This is a genomic window from Aequorivita marisscotiae (assembly GCF_029814825.1).
Taxonomy (GTDB): Bacteria; Bacteroidota; Bacteroidia; order Flavobacteriales; family Flavobacteriaceae; genus Aequorivita; species Aequorivita marisscotiae.
Genome location: NZ_CP122379.1, coordinates 2,533,259 through 2,553,329, shown reverse-complemented (window position 1 = coordinate 2,553,329; position 20,071 = coordinate 2,533,259). Strand labels below are relative to the sequence as shown.

General features: G+C 37.3%; 19 protein-coding genes. 15 read left to right on the top strand and 4 right to left on the bottom strand.

Going from position 1 to position 20,071, the window contains the following annotated elements:
- The first annotated feature begins 120 nt into the window (after positions 1 to 120).
- From QCQ61_RS11515 to QCQ61_RS11485, 7 genes are all read left to right on the top strand, one after another.
- On the top strand, positions 121 to 1,584 hold the full coding sequence (locus tag QCQ61_RS11515) for an alkaline phosphatase family protein (protein ID WP_279447795.1): 1,464 nt from the start codon (positions 121 to 123) through the stop codon (positions 1,582 to 1,584).
- Positions 1,585 to 1,693: 109 nt separating this feature from the next.
- Complete coding sequence (locus QCQ61_RS11510) at positions 1,694 to 2,953, top strand: MFS transporter (RefSeq protein WP_279447794.1); 1,260 nt, start codon at positions 1,694 to 1,696, stop codon at positions 2,951 to 2,953.
- Positions 2,954 to 3,089: 136 nt separating this feature from the next.
- Positions 3,090 to 6,122 carry a DNA polymerase III subunit alpha gene (locus tag QCQ61_RS11505; protein ID WP_279447793.1) on the top strand — a complete coding sequence of 1,011 codons (3,033 nt, stop codon included), beginning with the start codon at positions 3,090 to 3,092 and terminating at the stop codon, positions 6,120 to 6,122.
- 136 nt (positions 6,123 to 6,258) lie between these two features.
- Positions 6,259 to 7,476 (top strand): DNA polymerase IV, encoded by a 1,218-nt coding sequence (dinB, locus tag QCQ61_RS11500; protein ID WP_279447792.1) that lies wholly within the window; start codon positions 6,259 to 6,261, stop codon positions 7,474 to 7,476.
- Positions 7,477 to 7,625: 149 nt separating this feature from the next.
- A complete protein-coding gene (locus QCQ61_RS11495; protein ID WP_279447791.1) occupies positions 7,626 to 9,050 on the top strand; it encodes an L-serine ammonia-lyase in 1,425 nt (474 codons plus the stop codon).
- 119 nt (positions 9,051 to 9,169) lie between these two features.
- Positions 9,170 to 9,988, top strand: coding sequence for a 3-methyl-2-oxobutanoate hydroxymethyltransferase (panB, locus tag QCQ61_RS11490; protein WP_279447790.1), 819 nt, complete (start codon positions 9,170 to 9,172; stop codon positions 9,986 to 9,988).
- A gap of 177 nt (positions 9,989 to 10,165) precedes the next feature.
- A complete protein-coding gene (locus tag QCQ61_RS11485; protein WP_279450261.1) occupies positions 10,166 to 10,801 on the top strand; it encodes an RluA family pseudouridine synthase in 636 nt (211 codons plus the stop codon).
- On the opposite strand, the gene QCQ61_RS11480 is transcribed toward QCQ61_RS11485, so the two are convergent.
- The 4 genes from QCQ61_RS11480 to QCQ61_RS11465 are packed head-to-tail and all read right to left on the bottom strand — an operon-like array spanning position 10,798 to position 13,276.
- Complete coding sequence (locus QCQ61_RS11480; RefSeq protein WP_279447789.1) at positions 10,798 to 11,451, bottom strand: response regulator transcription factor; 654 nt, start codon at positions 11,449 to 11,451, stop codon at positions 10,798 to 10,800. The genes QCQ61_RS11485 and QCQ61_RS11480 overlap by 4 nt on opposite strands.
- On the bottom strand, positions 11,448 to 12,230 hold the full coding sequence (locus QCQ61_RS11475; RefSeq protein ID WP_279447788.1) for a sensor histidine kinase: 783 nt from the start codon (positions 12,228 to 12,230) through the stop codon (positions 11,448 to 11,450). Before QCQ61_RS11475 ends, QCQ61_RS11480 begins: the two co-directional genes overlap by 4 nt.
- On the bottom strand, positions 12,200 to 12,925 hold the full coding sequence (locus QCQ61_RS11470; RefSeq protein WP_279447787.1) for a hypothetical protein: 726 nt from the start codon (positions 12,923 to 12,925) through the stop codon (positions 12,200 to 12,202). Before QCQ61_RS11470 ends, QCQ61_RS11475 begins: the two co-directional genes overlap by 31 nt.
- Positions 12,926 to 12,928: 3 nt before the next feature.
- Positions 12,929 to 13,276, bottom strand: a complete 348-nt coding sequence (locus QCQ61_RS11465; protein ID WP_279447786.1) for a hypothetical protein — start codon at positions 13,274 to 13,276, stop codon at positions 12,929 to 12,931.
- Between the two features lie 243 nt (positions 13,277 to 13,519).
- On the opposite strand from QCQ61_RS11465, the gene QCQ61_RS11460 reads away from it, so the two are divergent.
- The 8 genes from QCQ61_RS11460 (at position 13,520) to vgrG (ending at position 19,979) form a co-directional block, all read left to right on the top strand.
- The gene (locus tag QCQ61_RS11460; RefSeq protein WP_279447785.1) at positions 13,520 to 14,113 is read left to right on the top strand and encodes a Pvc16 family protein; all 594 of its coding nucleotides are present in this window, start codon (positions 13,520 to 13,522) and stop codon (positions 14,111 to 14,113) included.
- Positions 14,110 to 14,985, top strand: a complete 876-nt coding sequence (locus tag QCQ61_RS11455) for a hypothetical protein (protein ID WP_279447783.1) — start codon at positions 14,110 to 14,112, stop codon at positions 14,983 to 14,985. Before QCQ61_RS11460 ends, QCQ61_RS11455 begins: the two co-directional genes overlap by 4 nt.
- Before the next feature lie 8 nt (positions 14,986 to 14,993).
- Positions 14,994 to 16,418, top strand: coding sequence for a phage tail sheath family protein (locus tag QCQ61_RS11450; protein ID WP_279447782.1), 1,425 nt, complete (start codon positions 14,994 to 14,996; stop codon positions 16,416 to 16,418).
- 91 nt (positions 16,419 to 16,509) lie between these two features.
- A complete protein-coding gene (locus QCQ61_RS11445) occupies positions 16,510 to 16,947 on the top strand; it encodes a phage tail protein (RefSeq protein WP_279447781.1) in 438 nt (145 codons plus the stop codon).
- Entirely contained in the window at positions 16,947 to 17,387 is a 441-nt protein-coding gene (locus QCQ61_RS11440) for a phage tail protein (protein ID WP_279447780.1), read from the top strand. The genes QCQ61_RS11445 and QCQ61_RS11440 overlap by 1 nt, the downstream gene beginning before the upstream one ends.
- Position 17,388: 1 nt before the next feature.
- On the top strand, positions 17,389 to 17,547 hold the full coding sequence (locus QCQ61_RS11435) for a DUF5908 family protein (RefSeq protein WP_279447779.1): 159 nt from the start codon (positions 17,389 to 17,391) through the stop codon (positions 17,545 to 17,547).
- The gene (locus QCQ61_RS11430; RefSeq protein WP_279447778.1) at positions 17,547 to 18,233 is read left to right on the top strand and encodes a CIS tube protein; all 687 of its coding nucleotides are present in this window, start codon (positions 17,547 to 17,549) and stop codon (positions 18,231 to 18,233) included. Before QCQ61_RS11435 ends, QCQ61_RS11430 begins: the two co-directional genes overlap by 1 nt.
- Entirely contained in the window at positions 18,234 to 19,979 is a 1,746-nt protein-coding gene (vgrG, locus tag QCQ61_RS11425; protein ID WP_279447777.1) for a type VI secretion system tip protein VgrG, read from the top strand.
- The last annotated feature ends 92 nt before the right edge of the window (positions 19,980 to 20,071 follow it).

Below are 20,071 nucleotides of genomic sequence, written 5' to 3'. Positions count from 1 at the left end.
TATTCGTATTTTCGAGTTCTATAAGTCAATGATTGTGCCAGCAGAATGATTATGACAGGATGTCAGAATTCAACTTGAAGAATTTTATTAGTAGCTTTACTTCCCCATTAATAATACAAAATGAAAAAACGCTTTAGAAGCACGAATCCCGTGGTGGTTGGCCTGGCAACGGGGCTGTATCCTTTTCTTTATAATTATTATTCCAATTTCACTTTGGTGGATTCTTTGGGCCAGTTATGCTTTTTTGTGGCGTTTTTTTTATTAGTTCCGGTAGCAATTAATATTTGCATAAAAATAGCTTCCAAAAAAATACCTTTTGTAGCCAAAAATTATATACTGTTATTAACCCTATCAAATTTAGTTGGGTTTGCGTCTTTGCTTACTTTCAGCATCTTGGGGCCAAAGAAAAAAATTATTCTTCTGGTTATAGTGTTGGTGTTCCTACTTGCTCTTTTACTTAAAAAACAATTAAAGAAAATTATTTTTCTGCAATATCTGTTAGCTCTAATTGTGGCATTTCAATTGGGTTTTTATATAATTAATAATTTAAACTTTTCTACTCAATGGAAACAACTTCCGGATACTATTTTGGAAGCCAAGTTTAAGAAAAAACCAAACGTATATATTATTCAACCTGATGGCTATGCCAATGCCAATATGCTTAAAAAGCCGCCGTACGCTATAGATAATAGTGCTTTTGAAAATTTTTTAAGTGAAAATAATTTCAAGATTTATCCAAATTTTCGCAGCAATTATTCCAATACGGTTACTTCCAATAGTTCAATGTTTGCAATGAAACATCACTATTATAAAAATCCAAAACCTAGTTCAAAAGAAGCATTTGGCTTGCGGAAAAGTATTGCTGGCAACAATGCTACCCTTTCAATCTTTAACGAAAATGGATATAAAACTTCATTGTTAATAGAATCGCCATACCTTATTGTTAACAGACCAAAATTGGGGTACGATTACAGCTCCATTGCTTATAACAACCTCTCCTTTTTATCGCGCGGGTTTGATATGAATGTAAATGTTGTTGCCGAAATGGAAAAAGCCATTGTAGCGAACAAAGACCAAACAAACTTTTATTTTGTAGAAAAAATACTGCCCGGACATATTCCGGTATCCAAAAGCGGTTCTGAAGGCAAAGAAATAGAAAGAGAAAATTACATTGATAATCTCGAAAAAGCAAATGTTTGGTTACGCCAGATGATTACTTTAATCACCGAAAACGATCCTTCGGCATTGGTTGTAATTGTTGCAGATCACGGAGGTTATGTGGGCTTTAATTACACTGGGGAGCTCAAAAGAAAAGTAAAAAACGCTACCCTTGTAAACTCTATTTTTGCCGCCACCCTCGCCATACGGTGGCCCAACAACGAAGTCCCCGAATTTGACACTGACTTAAAAACAAACGTAAACCTCTTCCGAATTTTATTTTCATATCTCGCCCAGGAGCCAACGTATCGCAACCAATTGGAAGACGACGGTAGTTTTTTAATTGTAAGCCAAGATGTTCCGTTTGGCGTTTATGAAGTTATTGACGGAAATGGAACTTTCGTTTTTAACAAGGTTTCTTTTTAACTTCTATTTACAGCCAATATTATTAAGTAGTAAACAGTTTTTACGGCAGTAACAGTTTTTTAAAATCTGTACTTTTACTAAAGCTATCATTTTACAAACAATAACTTCATTGAAAAATATTTCTCGTCAACACGTTCTTTATATTACGTTACTAATTTTGGCCGGGGAATCTGTTTTTATTCTTCCTTTTGTATTGGCGCGTGTCTTTCGGGCAACGGTACTCGAAGTTTTTCAAATTAATAATACCGAACTGGGGCTTTGCTTCTCGGTTTATGGAATTGTAGCCTTTTTCTCCTATTTATTTGGTGGTCCTTTGGCAGACAGATTCCCGCCCCGTAAATTGATGGGCACAGCTTTATTACTTACAGCATTGGGCGGATTGGTGTACGCAAACTCTCCTTCTCTTAAAACATTAACGATTCTCTACGGCTTCTGGGGGTTTACAACTATCTTTCTTTTTTGGTCAGCAATGATAAAGGCTACTCGGGTATGGGGCGGTAGCGAAAACCAAGGAAAAGCTTTTGGCTTTTTAGACGGTGGCCGCGGATTAGTAGGAGCGCTCTTTGGGTTGCTAGGAGTGTTTGTGTTCTCCCTTTTCGTTTCAGATATTCAGATAACTTCAAAGGAACAAATAAAAGCCTTTCATTATGTTATTTATGTTTCTTCGGCACTTGTGGCCTTAATAGGAATAATTGTATTCTTTTTCCTAAAAGTTGACGAAGAGGCTGAAACTACTACTCTGGATAAAATAACTTTTAAAAATATAAAAACAGTTTTAAAACTTCCCGCAGTTTGGCTGCTAATGATAATTATAATATGCGCTTACGTAGGTTATAAAATAACCGATATATTTTCACTTTATGCCAATGATGTAATGTTGTATAATGAAGTTGATGCCGCCAAAACAGGAACATTCTTATTGTTTATTCGCCCCGTTGTTGGGGTTGTTATCGGTTTTCTTGCAGATCGTTCCCGCGCATCTATCTACTTATGTGTTGGCTTTATACTTTCTATTTTTGGAGCAATACTTTTTTCCTCCGGAATTGTAAATGAAGGCACAGATATCTTATTTTTTCTTTCAATAATAATCACCGCTGTTGGGGTGTACGCCGCTCGCGTTCTTTATTTTGCTGTTATGGAAGAGGGCAATATTCCGTTGGCATTAACAGGAACGGCGGTGGGAATAATATCCTTTATGGGCTATACTCCCGAAATTTTTGCCGGCCCAGCAATTGGATATTTTTTAGATGCATCGCCGGGAAAAGAAGGACATCAGGGAGTATTTTGGATGTTGGCAATTTTTTCGGCGGTAGGGTTTGTGGCTTCATTCATTTTTTACCGAATTTCAAAAAAAGCAGCATCTTTTTAACTTTCTATTTTTTTAAAAGTCGCAACGCAAAGTCTAAAAGCACATTGCAACTACTACGAGTAAAAAAAATATTTTCTTCGTAATTTTTACTTCATTAATGGAAATATTCCATAATTTTGGAATAAATCCAATACATATGTTTTTAAATTGCCACACTTACTACAGCCTGCGTTTCGGCACCCTGAAAATAAGCGACTTATTGCATTTGGGACAGGAAAATAGCGCTACGTGCATGGTTCTTACAGATGTAAATTCTACTTCGGCTTGTTTGGAATTTGTCCGCATTGCTTCCGAATATAATATAAAACCAATCTTGGGCGTAGATTTTAGAAATGGCGCCAAACAACAATTTATAATTTTAGCGGAAAACAATGCTGGTTTTCAAAATATAAACCAATATTTATCTGAATTTCTCCATCAAACCGAAGGAACTAAAAGTGCTGAAATTCCAGCCAAAGCCAAACAAATGCCCAATACATTTGTTGTTTATCCCTTTGCTTCTTTTAAAGGCGAAACGCTTTCGGAAAATGAATTTCTCGGTGTAAAGATTGAAGATATAAACCGGTTAAAATTTTCGCCTTGGAAAAACAAACAGCACAAATTGGTGGTATTACAAACCGTTACCTTCAAAAATAAAAAAGGTTTCAATACACATAGATTGCTTCGTGCCATAGATAATAATATGTTGCTTAGCAAATTGCCAACTTCGGAACAGAGCAGCGAGAACGATGTGTTTATTTCGGAAGAAAAACTAAAAAAATATTTTGAAGAATTTCCGCAACTAATTAAAAACACCGAGCAACTTTTAGAACGTTGCCATATTTCTTTTAATTTTTCAAAAGAAACCACTTGCAATCAAAAATCGTACACTACGAATGAAGATTTGGATTTCCGATTGCTAAAAAAATTGGCGTATGCAGGCATACATTACCGCTACAAACGTCCAGGCGAACGCGTATTGGTACGAATAGAAAAAGAGCTACGTGTTATAAAGGAAAAGGGATTTGTTTCGTACTTTTTAATTAATTGGAAGATTTTAAAATACGCGCGCAGCAAAGGATATTTTTACGTGGGTCGTGGCAGTGGCGCCAACAGTATTATTGCTTATTTGTTGCGAATTACAGATGTAGATCCGGTAGAGTTAGATCTGTATTTTGAACGTTTTATAAATCTTTACCGAAAAAATCCGCCCGATTTCGATATTGATTTTTCTTGGAAAGACCGCGACGATATTACAGATTTTATTTTTAAAAAATTTAAAAACACAGCTCTTATAGCTGTTTATAACACTTTTAAATTTAAAGCTTCCGTTCGCGAATTGGGAAAAGTTTTTGGCCTGCCAAAAGAAGAAATAGATAAACTTTCCACCCAAAACTACAATATTAAAACCTTGGATAAATTGTCGCAATTGGTAATTATGTACAGTCAATATATACAAGGATTTCCAAATTATTTAGGTATTCATGCAGGAGGTATTTTAATTTCCGAAAAACCAATTCATCATTACACTGCTACTTTTATGCCGCCTAAAGGCTATGCTACTACACAATTTGACATGGTAATTGCAGAAGACATAGGGCTTTATAAGTTCGATATTTTAAGTCAGCGTGGATTGGGAAAAATAAAAGAAGCCGTTGAAATTGTTACATACAACCACCCCAAAATAACGCCTTTAGACATTCACGATATAAAACGTTTTAAGAAAGACGAAAAAATAAAAACCCTGTTGCGTAACGCGCAGGCAATTGGCTGTTTTTATGTGGAATCGCCCGCCATGCGTATGTTGCTTCGCAAGCTGCAAGTAGATGATTATTTAGGTTTGGTGGCGGCAAGTTCGGTAATACGCCCGGGCGTGGCAAAAAGCGGCATGATGCGCGAATATATTTTGCGTTACCGTTTCCCCGAAAAAAGAAAAGAAGCGCATCCCGTTTTACTAAATATTATGCCCGAAACGTACGGCGTAATGGTCTATCAGGAAGATGTAATAAAAGTAGCGCATCATTTTGGCGGTCTAGATTTAGGCGAAGCAGATATGTTGCGAAGAGGCATGAGCGGCAAATTTAGATCGCGGGAAGAGTTTCAAAAAGTGAAAGATCAATTTTTTAATAATTGTAAAGATGCGGGAAGAGATGAAAAATTTACAGCAGACGTTTGGCGGCAAATTGAAAGTTTTGCTGGTTATGCCTTTGCAAAAGGACATTCTGCCTCGTATGCGGTAGAAAGCTACCAAAGTCTTTTTCTGAAAGCTTACTATCCGTTGGAATATATGGTGGCTACCCTTAACAATGGCGGCGGTTTTTACAGTATAGAACTGTATGTACACGAAGCGCGAATGCACGGCGGAAATATTCTGCAACCCTGCATCAATCGCAGTTATGGTGAAACTATTATTGACGGAAAAGACATTTATATTGGATTTGGTTTTTTACAATCCTTAGAATCTAAACTCATTGAGAAAATAATTGTTGAACGCGACAAAAATGGCGCTTTTGAAAGTTTAGACAATTTTTTGGAACGCGTTTCCATCGGAACGGAACAACTAACAATTCTTATAAAAATAAACGCTTTTCGTTTTACGGAAAAAAACAAACGCGAACTGCTTTGGGAAGCGTATATGAAAATCAACAAAGTGAGTTTTGAAGAAAACACTTACACACTTTTTAGGCCGAAAAAGATTGAATACAAAACCCCTTCCCTTCCCCACACCGCGCTGGAAGACGCTTTTGATGAAATGGGATTGTTGGGTTTTCCGCTGTGTAGCCCTTTTGATTTGCTTATAAATGCTTCGGAAAATAAATTACGGGCAGCGCAACTTTCGCAATTTATAGGAAAAACAATCACCATTGAAGGATATTTAATAACCACCAAAAGAACCAGAACCTCCAGAGGCGATTACATGTATTTTGGAAACTTTATAGATCGTGATGGCGATTTTATAGACACGGTACATTTTCCGCCGGTAAACAATCAATATCGCTTTCGCGGAAAAGGAGTTTACAGCATTACCGGAAAAGTAACTGAAGAGTTTGATTGTATAAATATTGAAGTTTTTAAAATGGAACGGCTGGGGATAATTCAGGATCCGAGGTATAGCCCCTTAGCCCCCGAAGGGGGAATCGTTACGAATAATAGGCGCACTACTTTAGAGAATAGACATAAGACTTTTTGACCATAAAAACCTTTGCGGCTTGGCGAATTTGCATGCAATTTTTCTCGCAAAGACGCAAAGACGCTAAAAAACCAATAATAATTAAAAGATTCCCCCGTAGTTTATCCTGAGCGTGAGCCGAAGGACGGGAATGAATATGAACGACAAAAGAAATATAGTACATATGGATTTGGACACCTTTTTCGTGTCCTGTGAACGCTTGTTGGACAACAAACTAATTGGAAAACCTGTGTTAATTGGCGGCACAAGCGATCGTGGCGTAGTGGCTTCGTGTAGTTATGAGGCCCGTGCTTTCGGAATTCATTCCGCAATGCCAATGAAATTAGCCAGACAATTATGCCCCGAAGCAATTGTGGTTCGTGGTGATGCTGGCACCTACAGCAAATTTTCAGAAAACGTAACCGATGTTATAAAAGAAAGTGTACCGCTTTACGAAAAAGCCTCCGTAGATGAATTTTATATTGATTTAACGGGAATGGATAAATTTTTTGGTTGCGAAAAATTAGCTTCAGAATTACGGCAGCGCATTATAAAAGAAACTGGACTGCCTATTTCTTTTGGCCTTTCTATCAATAAAACGGTATCAAAAATAGCTACGGGCGAAGCAAAACCGAACAATCAGATTCATATTGCAAAAGGAACCGAGAAACCGTTTCTTTCGCCTCTATCAGTCAATAAAATACCCATGGTGGGCGAAGTTACCTACCGCGCTTTATGCGATCTCGGCATAAAACAAATAAAAACCATACAGGAAATGCCGGTGGAAATGATGGCGAAAGTTTTTGGGAAAAATGGGCAGACTATTTGGCAAAAAGCGAACGGAATAGACAATACGCCCGTACAGCAATACACCGAACGCAAATCTATTTCTACCGAACGAAGCTTTGACCGCGATACCACCGACGTAAAAAAACTTGAAGGAATTATAATTGCAATGGCAGAAAATTTGGTTTTTCAATTGCGGCGCGGCAATAAACTCACCGCTTGCGTAACATTCAAAATTCGATATTCAGACTTTCAGACTTATACTATGCAGCAAAAAATACCGTATAGCTCGGCAGACCATAAAATTATTCCTGTTGTTATGGAGCTTTTTAAAAAATTATACCAACGTAGGCTTTTGGTACGAATGGTTGGAGTACGGTTTAGCCATTTGGTAGAAGGCGGATTTCAGATAGATTTGTTTGACGATAACGAAAAAATAATCAACCTCTATCACGCCATGGACAAGATGCGAGACCGTTATGGCGACCGTGCCGTAATGCGTGCTGCGGGAATGGAAGCTAAAAGCATTGGGCGTTGGAATCCGTTTACGGGAGCACCGCCGCCCTTATTGCCCAATAGACGACTCTAATATGTAAAACGGCACATATTCCACTGTAAAACAGTAGTTTTTAATTCAGAAGTATTCAAGTTTAAATAAATAAAGTAAAAACATAACACAATACAGAATTCCCAATTCGGTATTAAATAAGATGCTATCTTTGTTTTTAAAAGTATTTTATGGAAAGCATTAGTGTTTTTGATATGTTATCAATTGGCGTTGGGCCTTCGAGTTCGCATACATTAGGACCGTGGCGCGCGGCATTGCGATGGATAGAGGAGCTAAAAGAAAAAAAACAGTTTGCCGAGGTACGCGGAATAAAAGTAGATTTGTACGGCTCTTTATCATTAACAGGAAAAGGCCACGCTACAGATATTGCGGTAATGCTAGGCTTAACAGGGTTTGACCCCGTAACATTTCCCATTGAAAATATTGAAAAGGAAATTGATTTTATTACAACTGAAAATATCCTGAAATTAAACAATGAGTTGAACGTACCCTTTATTCCGAAGGAAAATATCATCTTTAATCGAAAATTTCTTGAGTTTCACCCTAACGGAATGACGTTTACGGCAACTTTACAAAACGGCTCAAAAAAATCTTCGTCCTTTTATTCCATCGGTGGCGGATTTACCGTAAAAGAAGAAAGAAAGAACAAAAAGCTTAAGCAAGATAAGTTTGCAAAATTTCCATTTCCAATTCAAAACGGAGCTGAGCTTGCAGCGTATTGCAAAGCCGAGAATAAAAGCATTTCCGAAATAGTACTCGAAAACGAAAAATCGCTCCGAAGTGAAGCTGAAATAAACGAAGGTCTGAAAAAAATATGGGACGTAATGCTAGATTCCATGTATGTTGGCACCCATACCGAAGGTATTTTGCCCGGTGGGTTAAACGTTACCCGACGCGCTTTTGACATGAACAAAAATCTAATTGGGGAACATACTTACAACGGCGCAGACGAATGGATTGCTGCCATTAGAAATACAAAAGTTCATTTTCGCCAAATATTAAAATGGGTTTCGTGCTTTGCTTTAGCGGTTAACGAAGTTAATGCTTCTCTTGGCCGCGTAGTAACTGCTCCCACCAATGGTAGTGCCGGCGTAATTCCCGCAGTAATGCTGTATTATATGGTGATAGAAAACCACGATGCCAATTTTGAAGACGTTCGAAAATTTTTACTCACTGCCGGCGAAATAGGAAGTATTTTTAAAAAAGGAGCTACAATTTCTGCAGCTATGGGCGGTTGTCAAGCAGAAATTGGCGTTTCGTCATCTATGGCAGCTGGCGCACTCTGCGAGTTGATGGGCGGCACACCGGACCAATGTTTAATGGCTAGCGAAATTGCAATGGAGCATCACCTTGGGCTTACCTGCGACCCAATTGCAGGTTTGGTGCAAATACCTTGTATTGAACGCAATGCAATGGGCGCAATAAAAGCTATAAATGCTTGTGAAATGGCACTGGACAGCGACCCCGCGAAAGCAAAAGTACCGCTGGACAAAGTAATCGCCACGATGTGGGAAACAGCTAAGGATATGACTTCAAAATATAAAGAAACCAGCGAGGGCGGACTGGCAGTACAAGTAAACATTAGCGACTGTTAAAACGCATAACTTAAAACATCCTAAAATTGTTTCGTTCGTTTCTAAAAATTATTTAAAATTTTAAATTGCCCATCTAAAATCGTAAATTCTTACTTTTACCCCTCAATTTCATAAAAACTATGAGTACAGCTAAAAAAGAATACAAGCGAATTACTACCAAAACTTTGGTAGATATGAAAAAGAAAGGTGAAAAAATATCGATGCTCACGGCATACGATTTTACCATGGCAAAAATTGTAGATAGCGCCGGAATAGACGTAATATTGGTGGGCGATTCGGCTAGTAATGTAATGGCTGGACACGAAACAACGCTCCCAATTACCTTGGACCAAATGATTTACCACGCCGCTTCTGTGGTTCGCGGTATTGAACGAAGTTTGGTGGTAGTAGATTTACCTTTTGGAAGCTACCAAAGCGATCCAAAGGAAGCCTTGCGTTCTGCTATTAGAATTATGAAGGAAAGTGGCGGACATGCAGTGAAATTGGAAGGCGGAAAAGAAGTAAAGGAATCTATAAAACGAATTTTAAACGCTGGAATTCCAGTGATGGGACATTTGGGATTAACGCCCCAGTCTATTTATAAATTTGGAACATATACGGTTCGCGCAAAAGAGGAAGAAGAAGCAGAAAAACTTATTGAAGACGCTATCTTATTAGAAAAAACTGGATGTTTTGCGATTGTTTTAGAAAAAGTTCCTGCCAAGCTTGCCCAACAAGTAGCCGAAAAAATAAGCATACCCGTTATTGGAATAGGCGCTGGAAATGGCGTTGATGGTCAAGTACTAGTAACCCACGATATGCTCGGAATGACTCACGAATTTAATCCGCGGTTTTTAAGGCGTTACTTAGATCTTTATTCAGACATGAAAAATGCTTTTAGCCAGTACAGTAATGATGTAAAAAGTGGCGATTTTCCAAATGATAGTGAACAGTATTAAAATTTTTCGCTTAGCATTTCATAAATATAATAAACCCTTATTTCAAAAATTAGTACATCAATCTTGATCGTTTCTTAATGCAATTATTTAAAAAACATTAAATCCTTCTCCATTTCAAATTCTAAAACACATAGTACCAAGGATAATCTTCAGGTTTTATATGAAGATAATCATTTAATAGTGGTAAACAAGCGTCCGGGCGATCTTGTGCAGGGCGATAAAACGGGAGATGCACCTCTTTCCGAAGTAGTAAAACAATACATTGCCGAAAAATACAATAAGCCAGGGGCGGTATTTTTAGGCGTGGTACACAGATTGGATCGGCCTACAAGCGGAATTGTAGTTTTTGCTCGAACATCAAAAGCGTTGGGACGTTTAAACAAAATGTTTTCCGAAAGAGAAACCGAAAAAACATACTGGGCTGTGGTAAAAAATGCACCACCAAAAATTGAAGATTCGTTAATTCATTATTTAAAAAGAAATTCGAAGCAAAACAAATCGTACGCCAACGCCCATAAAGTTCCTGACAGTAAAAAAGCAATTTTACAGTATAAACTTTTAAAGAAATTAGACAATTATTATTTATTGGAAATACTACTGGAAACAGGAAGACATCACCAAATTAGAGCGCAGCTCGCCGCTATTGGTTGTGCAATTAAAGGCGATTTAAAATATGGCTCAGACCGAAGTAACCCGGATGGCAGTATTCATCTTCACGCCAAAAAACTAACAATTACCCACCCGGTATTAAAGAAAAAAATTGTTTTTGAAGCACCCACCCCAGACGATTCGGTTTGGAATGCTTGTACTTAAATTTTAATTAAATTCTTTTTTAAGGCAAAAAGCACTAACCCTACCCTATTTTTAATATTGAGCCGTTTAAAAAGATCTTGGCGGTACCCATCTATGGTTTTGGGGCTAAGGGCCATTACATCTGCAATTTCTTTATATGTCATTTCCGAACAAGCCAATTTCATAAAGGTGAGTTCGTTTTCCTTAAAATCATGAATTTTTCCCTCATCATCTGGCGTAAGGGAATGTAAAAGAGTTTCAGCTACTTTCTCGGAATGATAATATCCCTTTTGTTGTAATTCAACGAGTGCTTCGTTTAAAATTTCTGGATGTATATCTTTTAACAAGTACCCCTTTACACCTTGCCGTAGCATTTTTAAAATAGTTTGCTCGTCGTCTTCCATAGAAAGAGCTAGAATTTTTATCTCTGGATGGTGAGCTCCCAGCCATTCGGCAGTTTCAAAACCGTCCATAACCGGCATATTGATATCGAGCAAGATTATTTCTGGAAGAACATTTCGTTTATGAATTTCGGTTTGTAATTCCTTTCCATTTTTGGCGATAAAGAGAACATTGAAATCGGTAAATGAATTAATAAGTTTAGCCAACGATCGTGCAAAGAGCGAATGATCATCAACAATTACAATGGTATTTTTATGGCCTGCCTTCATTTGTTTCCTTTATAAGAATATCCTAAGGTTAACTGTGTGCCCTTTCCTATTTCAGATTTTATTAAAAATTTTGCATCAATAAGTTGTGCACGACTTCTCATGGTTTCCATACCAGAACTATCGGTTTTTAATGCGGTGTTAAAACCAATACCATCATCTATAGCTACAATATTGAGAGATTTCTCTTTATAATCTAAATGTACGAATAATTTTGAAGCTCTGGCGTGTTTAAGCACATTTGAGAGAAATTCCTGTAAAATTCTAAAAATTATAATCTCATTTGCACTACTAATTGGAATTATATCGCCAGTTATTTTTAGGCTGGCATCTAGATATCCCAAGCGTTTAAATCTATCCAATTCTACTTGCAAGGATGCTAAAAGACCATTTTTAAGTATAACGTCGTTATTAAGCACTTTGGAAAGTGACCGAATTTCTTGTACCACTTCCTGTATAAGTTCTTTAGTTTCGTTTATTTGTCCATAGAGTGGTTTGGGTGCGGCGTTCATTAAAACATTTAATTGAATATTGGCAACGGAAAGCAATTGGCCTACGTTATCGTGAAGTTCCCATGCTATATTTTTAAGCGTTTGTTCCTGGATTTCAATTTGCGAATCTGCCAGTTCTCGTTGATAACGTTGCTCTGCCAAATATCGTTCCTGTAAAAATTTATTTTTTCTGCGTTGAAAGGCCATAAAAAAAATAACCACAAACAGAACCAATAAGAAAATGATTGCTATAAAATATATTAATAAGAGGATTTCTTCTTTCTCGAGCATACTATAAAACCAAGGATAAAGGTGGAATACATAAATATGTTTGCGTATAACAGGACATTTACGTGCAATTTAACAAATAAATCATTCCCGCCCTCAAGATTAAAATATTGCGAAAAAATTTCAATTGGCGTTACGCACAAATGAAAAACCAGTACACCAACTGAAAGATAAAAGGGCAAGAATCTTTTTAATTGTAACAACAAGTCACTCCGCAACAGTTCAAAATAAAAAAGTGCAACGCTAAAAAACACTAATAACGTACCTACAATGCTTACAAATTGTGATGTAGATTTAAAAAAACTATCGGTATATATGTAAAGTCCTAAAGACAGAATTACAAACAATGCAACCAAAAATGTAAAGACATTTTTTAAAACAGTATTTTTTACAAAAGAAATAAAATAGAGCACAAAAAAAGAATATCCTAAAAGCGAATAAAGATTGTACCACCAAAAGTTATTTTCAAAATTGGTTCCTTTAATAAATGGTAAAAACTGGTAACCAGAAAAATAGGCAGCCGGCGCGTACGAGCCTACAAACTCAACAAAAACGGTTATCCATAGAAAAAGCACAAAATATTTCGCGCTTTTAAACCACGGCCGTGTTACTTTTAAGTAATAGGTACCCGCTAGTGCGGCCAATATTTCCACAAAAACTATGGGAAATATAAAACGCAAGAAATCACTTATTTCCAATTTCTAGTAATTTTTAGGAGGCCAACCGTTTATTCCTTTATTAAGTGGCTCTAAACTATAATCGTTTGCCGCACCTGAGGTTACCCCCAAAGTAGGTGCTAAAAAGACCGTTGCTTTATCAGTAGTATCATTGTCATAGGCACCAAAATAAACACGAATTCCAGGATTTAAACTTCCCGATCCGGCTTTTACATAATTTAAAAACTGTTCAAGTTCCGCTACGCTAAATAGAAATTCGCGCGTATCTACTGACCCCATAGAGCGTTCAATATCTACGGCACGAGTAGCTACCCAGTTATCCTGTAATTGCCTTGCTTCGGCCACTGTAATACAATTTGTTGGTTTAGACATAATTTATTCTTTTGGTTAATTACAACTAAAGTAGTAAAAACAATCTAAGCAATGCTTTCAATAATGTATAAATAGGAAAAATCCTCAGATGCCATAAGATTTTACTTACAGTAGAGACAGGGTTTTCCCTGTTAAAAATATGTAAAAAGCCCATTTAAAAATTAGGTAAAATATTGTTGAATAGCACGTTACATTTCTATATATTTATATTCTTGAAAAATTACGGTTAAAGATTTCCCTCTAATGATCTACGAAACACTCGAAATAGTAAAAGATCAGGTTTCAAAATATCTGGAACAAAAAACCAGTGATGCCAATTTAGTAGTACTGGAGAATGTTTCAAAATACGACAATCCGGATATAAATACGATGAATGATAAGGTAGTGCTTTCACTTTTAAATATAGAAGAAGAGGTAGCCCTAAAAAACAATCCAAATGTGAAGTTTAAGAATGGCGAGACCATTTACAAAAACCCCGCAGTTCATGTAAACATTTTTGCGCTTTTTGCGGCCAATAGGACCACGTACACCAGCGCATTACGCGATGTATCGTTTATTATAGAATTTTTTCAATCAAAAAAAATATTTACACAAGTTAATACGCCATTAAATCCTGCGATTCCTGCATTGTCTAATATTAAGGAGTTCCGATTTATCGCAGAACTCTATACACCCACTTTTGAACAGTTAAATTACATCTGGGGCACATTGGGCGGAAAAGCCCTACCGGCCGTACTTTATAAAATTAGTGTGGTGAAAGTTGAAAGTACCGCACTATTTGAAAAAGGTACCCCAATTACAGAAATTTCCGGAACCTTTAACAACATAACAAAATGAGTTTTCGCACTACATACAAGGTTCTGTTCAAACTAAATGTATATCATCATTATTTTTTAGATAATGGCGCCACAGCATTTGACAGCAATTTAGGCTTAAAAGAACATCAGCTTACGAAATATAATTTTGAAGATTTCTGCCAGATAATTCCTTCAGAAAAAACACAGGAAATTTTTAATGGAAACCGAATTGTTTTTAAAACGTTCCCTGCTGGGTTTACAATTTATATTCAAGCAGACGAAACTACTCCTAATTCTGGCACCTACAAACCATATGTAAATTTGCCGCAGACTACAATCTTCAATTTCTTAATTTATGTGAAAGATTCACTTTTTGAAAATTATTCTACAGTGAATTCAAAACCGCCGATCCCCTATTTCTTTTCAAACAAAAAGCCAGATACCGAAGGTGTTTCCTTTAAATATATAGATTTGGAAACCACTACCCTACCCATTTCAGATTTTACTATAAACCAAGCCAGCTATACTGAAATAAGCAAAACCCTTTCAGAAAAGGAAAAATTGGGTCTCTTAGGAATTATTTCATTAGAGATCAGTGGCGACGACACCATTCCTTTTGATGGAAACGCCCGAAATATCTTAAATGTAAGCGGAACCATTCCAGCGAACCCAAAAACTTTTAAAATTCAATTTAAAAATCGTAAAACTATTTGGAATTACCGTAATGCAGTAAATAGCAACTTGCTCCACTCTACAGATCCTACCGAACTTCCATTAGCCAAAAATGGTATTATCGGGTATACTTTCGATGGAAAAGAACGCCCATCTGCAGCCCCTTCGCGACTTATTTTTGAAAAAGATGGCAGCGGAAATATCATTAAAACAATTTCAGAAATTTATATTAATCAATAACAAAAACTATGGCAACTACGTACAAAACACCCGGAGTTTATGTGGAGGAAATATCTAAGTTTCCTCCATCAGTGGCTCAAGTGGAAACAGCAATTCCGGCCTTTATAGGCTACACAGAAATCAGTGATGCTTCAGTGCAAAACAAACCAAAACGCATAGTATCATTACTGGAATACGAAACCTATTTTGGCAAAGCACAAAATGAAGCTGCAATAACCGTTACAATAAATGATACCATTGACAGTGGCCCACCTTTAAAACTAACCGACCAAAAATTTACTGTTGCAATGCCTTCTACTAGTCCGTTTGTTATGTACTATGCAATGCGAATGTATTTTGACAACGGCGGTGGGCCCTGCTATATCTGTTCGGTCGGCGATTATTCGGGTGGCAGTGTAAGCCAGGTTGCACTCGTTGGCGGCTTAAACGAATTAGAAAAATTTGATGAACCAACGTTGTATGCTTTTCCTGATGCAATGGCCGTATCTACTGCAGATAGCTATTACTCGTTAATAAATAAAGCTTTGAGCCAGGCCCAAAAACTAAAGGATCGTTTTGTAATTATTGATGCCTTCGCAAATAACAGTGCAAATATTCGAAGTTCATCAACTTTGGGTAATGGCGTATCATTATTAAAGTACGGAGCTGCATACCATCCGTTTTTAAGAACAGTGTACAGTTATGCCTATGCAGATTCGGCAGTTACGCTAGCCCACAGTGTTACTGACGAAACAAATACAACTTCAACAGGTGTTTATGACGGTAAAAAACTTGATGAACTTGCCGATAGCGGCGATTCGGATTTCAACTTAATTTTGTACAATAAAATTAAAACCGAATTAGAAAAGCAATACGTAACGCTACCCCCGAGTAGTGCCATGGCCGGAATCTATGCAAGGGTTGACAGCAACCGTGGGGTCTGGAAAGCACCTGCCAATGTATCTATAAGTGGAGCCGTAGAGCCTACTATAAAAATTACGCACGAAGCACAACAAGATTTAAATATACATACCTCCGGAAAATCTATTAATGCAATCCGTTCGTTTACCGGAAAAGGTATTTTGGTTTGGGGTGCGCGTACACTTGCCGGCAACGACAATGAGTGGAAATACGTTCCCGTGCGTCGTTTCTTTAATATGGTTGAAGAATCTGTAGAAAAAGCATCTGCACAATTTGTGTTTGAACCAAACGATGCAAATACGTGGGTTAAAGTGCGTGCTATGATTGAAAATTTCCTGACGCTGCAATGGCGTGCGGGAGCACTGGCAGGAGCCAAGCCCGAACAAGCATTTTATGTACGTATTGGGCTGGGACAAACAATGACTGCAGACGACATCCTAAACGGAATCATGAATATTGAAATAGGCATGGCAGCAGTCCGTCCAGCCGAGTTTATTGTACTCAAGTTTTCACACAAAATGCAAGAGGCTTAAAATAAATTAGTAACAACCAGTATAAACAATAACCAGAGATTCAAAAAGCCCATTTTTAGGGAATTTGGAAACTCACTTAAATCATAACAAGATGGCCAATACATATCCATTAGTAAAATTTCATTTCTCAGTAGAATGGGGAGGAACAAATATAGGTTTCACCGAAGTAAGCGGACTAGATGTAGAAACCGAATTGATAGAATACCGCAATGGTGCCAGTCCAGAATTCAGTAAAATAAAAATGCCTGGGATGCAAAAGTATGGCAACATTACCTTAAAACGGGGTTCATTTGCGAACGACAATGAGTTTTACCAATGGTGGAACACCGTTAGTTTAAACACTATTGAACGTCGCGATATAACTATTTCATTGCTGAATGAAGAACACGCACCGGTTTTGGTTTGGAAAGTAAAAAATGCTTTTCCCGTTAAAGTGCAATCCACAGATTTAAAAGGCGATGGTAACGAAGTGGCCATTGAAACCCTTGAGATTGCACACGAAGGACTTTCTATTCAAAACGGTGATTAATGGGCACAGATTACCCACCCGTTAGTTTTCATTTTTTGGTGGAATTCAATGGAATTTCCTCACAGAACAAAGACGCTCAGTTTCAATCTGTGATGGGTTTATCTGTAGATATTGAAACCGAAGAATTTGCCGAAGGGGGCGAAAATAGATTTAAACACAAGTTTCCGGTTAGATCTAAATTTCCCAACCTCGTTTTAAAACGTGGTATGGTAACAGATTCCGAATTAATAAAATGGTGCCGAAACGCTATTGAAAGTTTTCAGTTTGAACCTGTAGACCTTACGGTAAAATTACTAAACGAAAAACACGAGCCTATTATAACGTGGAATGTTGTACATGCATATCCGGTTAAATGGGATGTAGCCGAACTTAATGCCGAAGAGAGCAAGGTAATGATTGAAACCATAGAATTAGCGTATAACTATTTTACACTCGTTTAAAATGCCCATAGAAATTAAAGAATTACATATAAAAATTAATGTGAACGGCTCTGAACAATCCAATGCTACTCCCAATAAATCCCGAGCCAAAGCCGAAGCTATTATAAAATCTTGTGTTGAAGAAGTAATGCGAATTGAATCTAGAAAAAAAGAACGATAATGAAGGGCGAATTAAAAAAACTGAAGATAATAGGTTTTAAAGATGATAAGTTCACAGAACCCGTGGGCGATGGCGAATTTACTTCTCTATTGAACCCCGAGAAATACACGTTTAAATATAAAGTAGAATATACCGAAGCGCAAGGCCAAGGCACGAGCGCCACACAACCCAAATATTTACGCTCGGTACCTGAGGATTTAGATTTACAATTTCTTTTTGATCGTACAGGCGTTATTAACGGTCAGAGTAATAAGTTAGGCGATGGTATAATTGAAGACATTGAAAAATTTAAACGAATAGTTTTTGATTATAACGGCGATGAACACAAACCCAATTATTTAATGATTGGTTGGGGAACATTATTATTTAAGGGAGTCCTCGCCGAAATGTCTATTGAATACAAACTCTTCTCGCCCGAAGGCGTACCCCTACGAGCTGTGGTAACAGCTAGTTTTAAAGGACTTGTGGAAGATAGTTTGCGTGTTGCTCGCGAAAATAATAACTCACCAGATTTAACGCACATACGCATGGTAAAGCAAGGCGATTCCTTGCCGTTAATGACTTTTAGAATTTACGGCGATTCAAAATATTACTTGCAGGTGGCCGCTGCAAATAATCTAATTAACTTCCGAAGACTGCAACCAGGGCAAGAAATAATATTTCCACCAATAGAAAAAGTTTCATAAATGAATAATAGCAGAACCATAGACACCGCTCGTAGCGCAGATTTAGTAAGCTTCAACATATTAATTGAAGGTGCCGAGCTTTCCGCTGTTTATCAAATAAAAAATATTTCAGTAGAGAAAGAAATTAACCGAATCCCTTTTGCACAATTGGTGTTTTTTGATGGAGATGCGGCTTCCCAAAATTTTGGGCTAAGTAATGAAGATTTACTTATTCCAGGAAAAGAAATTGAAATTAAGGCAGGTTATCATCACGACAATGAAACTATTTTTAAAGGAATCATTATTAAACACAGTATAAAAATTCGTGAAAACTCGTCGGTCTTAATTGTAGAATGTAGAGATGAAGCCGTTAAAATGACCATAGGTAGAAAAAGCAATTATTATTACGAAAGCAAGGACAGCGATATTATTGAAGAAATTATTGGCAAACACAACTTGCAGAGTGATGTGGAAGCTACAACCTTTACTAATAAAGAAATAGTACAATACCGAACTTCAGACTGGGATTTTATAATAACACGTGCCCAATTAAATGGTCAGGTTTGTAGGGTGGACGATGGCGAGATTTTTATTGCCAAGCCAGATCTTTCAGCAGATGCAATTGAAACCGTTGCTTTTGGTGCTACATTGCTGGATTTTGATGCTGAAATGGATGCCAGAAATCAGTTTAGTTCTATAACTGCTTTTGGATGGAACCCATCAGATCAGGAAATTGTTTCAACCGAAGCCATAGACCCAACCTTCGCTTTAAATGGAAATATTTCAGTTTCAGATTTAGCCAGTGTCATAAACCTCGAAGATCTTGAATTGAAACATGGAGGGAATTATAATTCAACGCAACTTCAACAGTGGAGCGATGCAAAAAACGTATTTCAGCAACTTTCAAAAACGCGTGGCAGGGTAAAATTTCAAGGAATTTCTGGTGCCAAACCAGGAACCATGCTCAAACTGGAAGGAGTAGGCGACAGGTTTAATGGCAAAATTTTTATAAGCGCCGTTCGCCACGAAATAGCCGATGGTAATTGGACTGTAGATGCAGAATTTGGCGTTAACCCCAATTGGTTTAGTGAAACCTATGATATTACAGAATTACCAGCCTCCGGAATAATACCCGCCGTAAGTGGTTTGCAAATTGGGGTTGTTTCGCAATTAGAATCAGATCCCGATGGAGAGGATAGAGTTTTAGTAAAAATACCTATCATAAATAAAGACCAACAAGGCATTTGGGCGCGAATTGCAACATTAGACGCCGGAGACAAACGCGGATCCTTCTTTCTGCCCGAAATTGGCGATGAAGTTATTGTAGGGTTTATAAACGACGATCCAAACCACGCCGTAATTCTTGGAATGCTTCATAGCAGTGCAAAACCCGCACCCATTACAGCTTCCGATAACAATCACGAGAAGGGATTTGTTACCCGTAGTGAAATAAAATTAATTTTTAACGATAAAAATAAATCCATCATTCTTGAGACACCCGGAGGAAAAAAAATTCAAATAGATGAAGATGCCGGAGTAATTAAAATAGAAGACGACAATAGAAATACTATTATAATGGATGACGGCGGAATTGCAATAGAAAGTGGTAGCGATTTAAATATAAAAGCAACCGGCGATTGTAATATAGATGCAACCAATATTAATTTAAAAGCAAACGCTCAATTTAAAGCCGAAGGTAGCGCCGGTGCCGAAATTTCAACCAATGCCGTAGCCGTATTAAAAGGATCGTTGGTACAGATAAATTAAAGGTCTAAACCACAATAATCAGATCTAAAGTATTTTACAATGGGTGATATACTAAAGACACTAAAATTATAAATTAAAAAATATATCTAAAA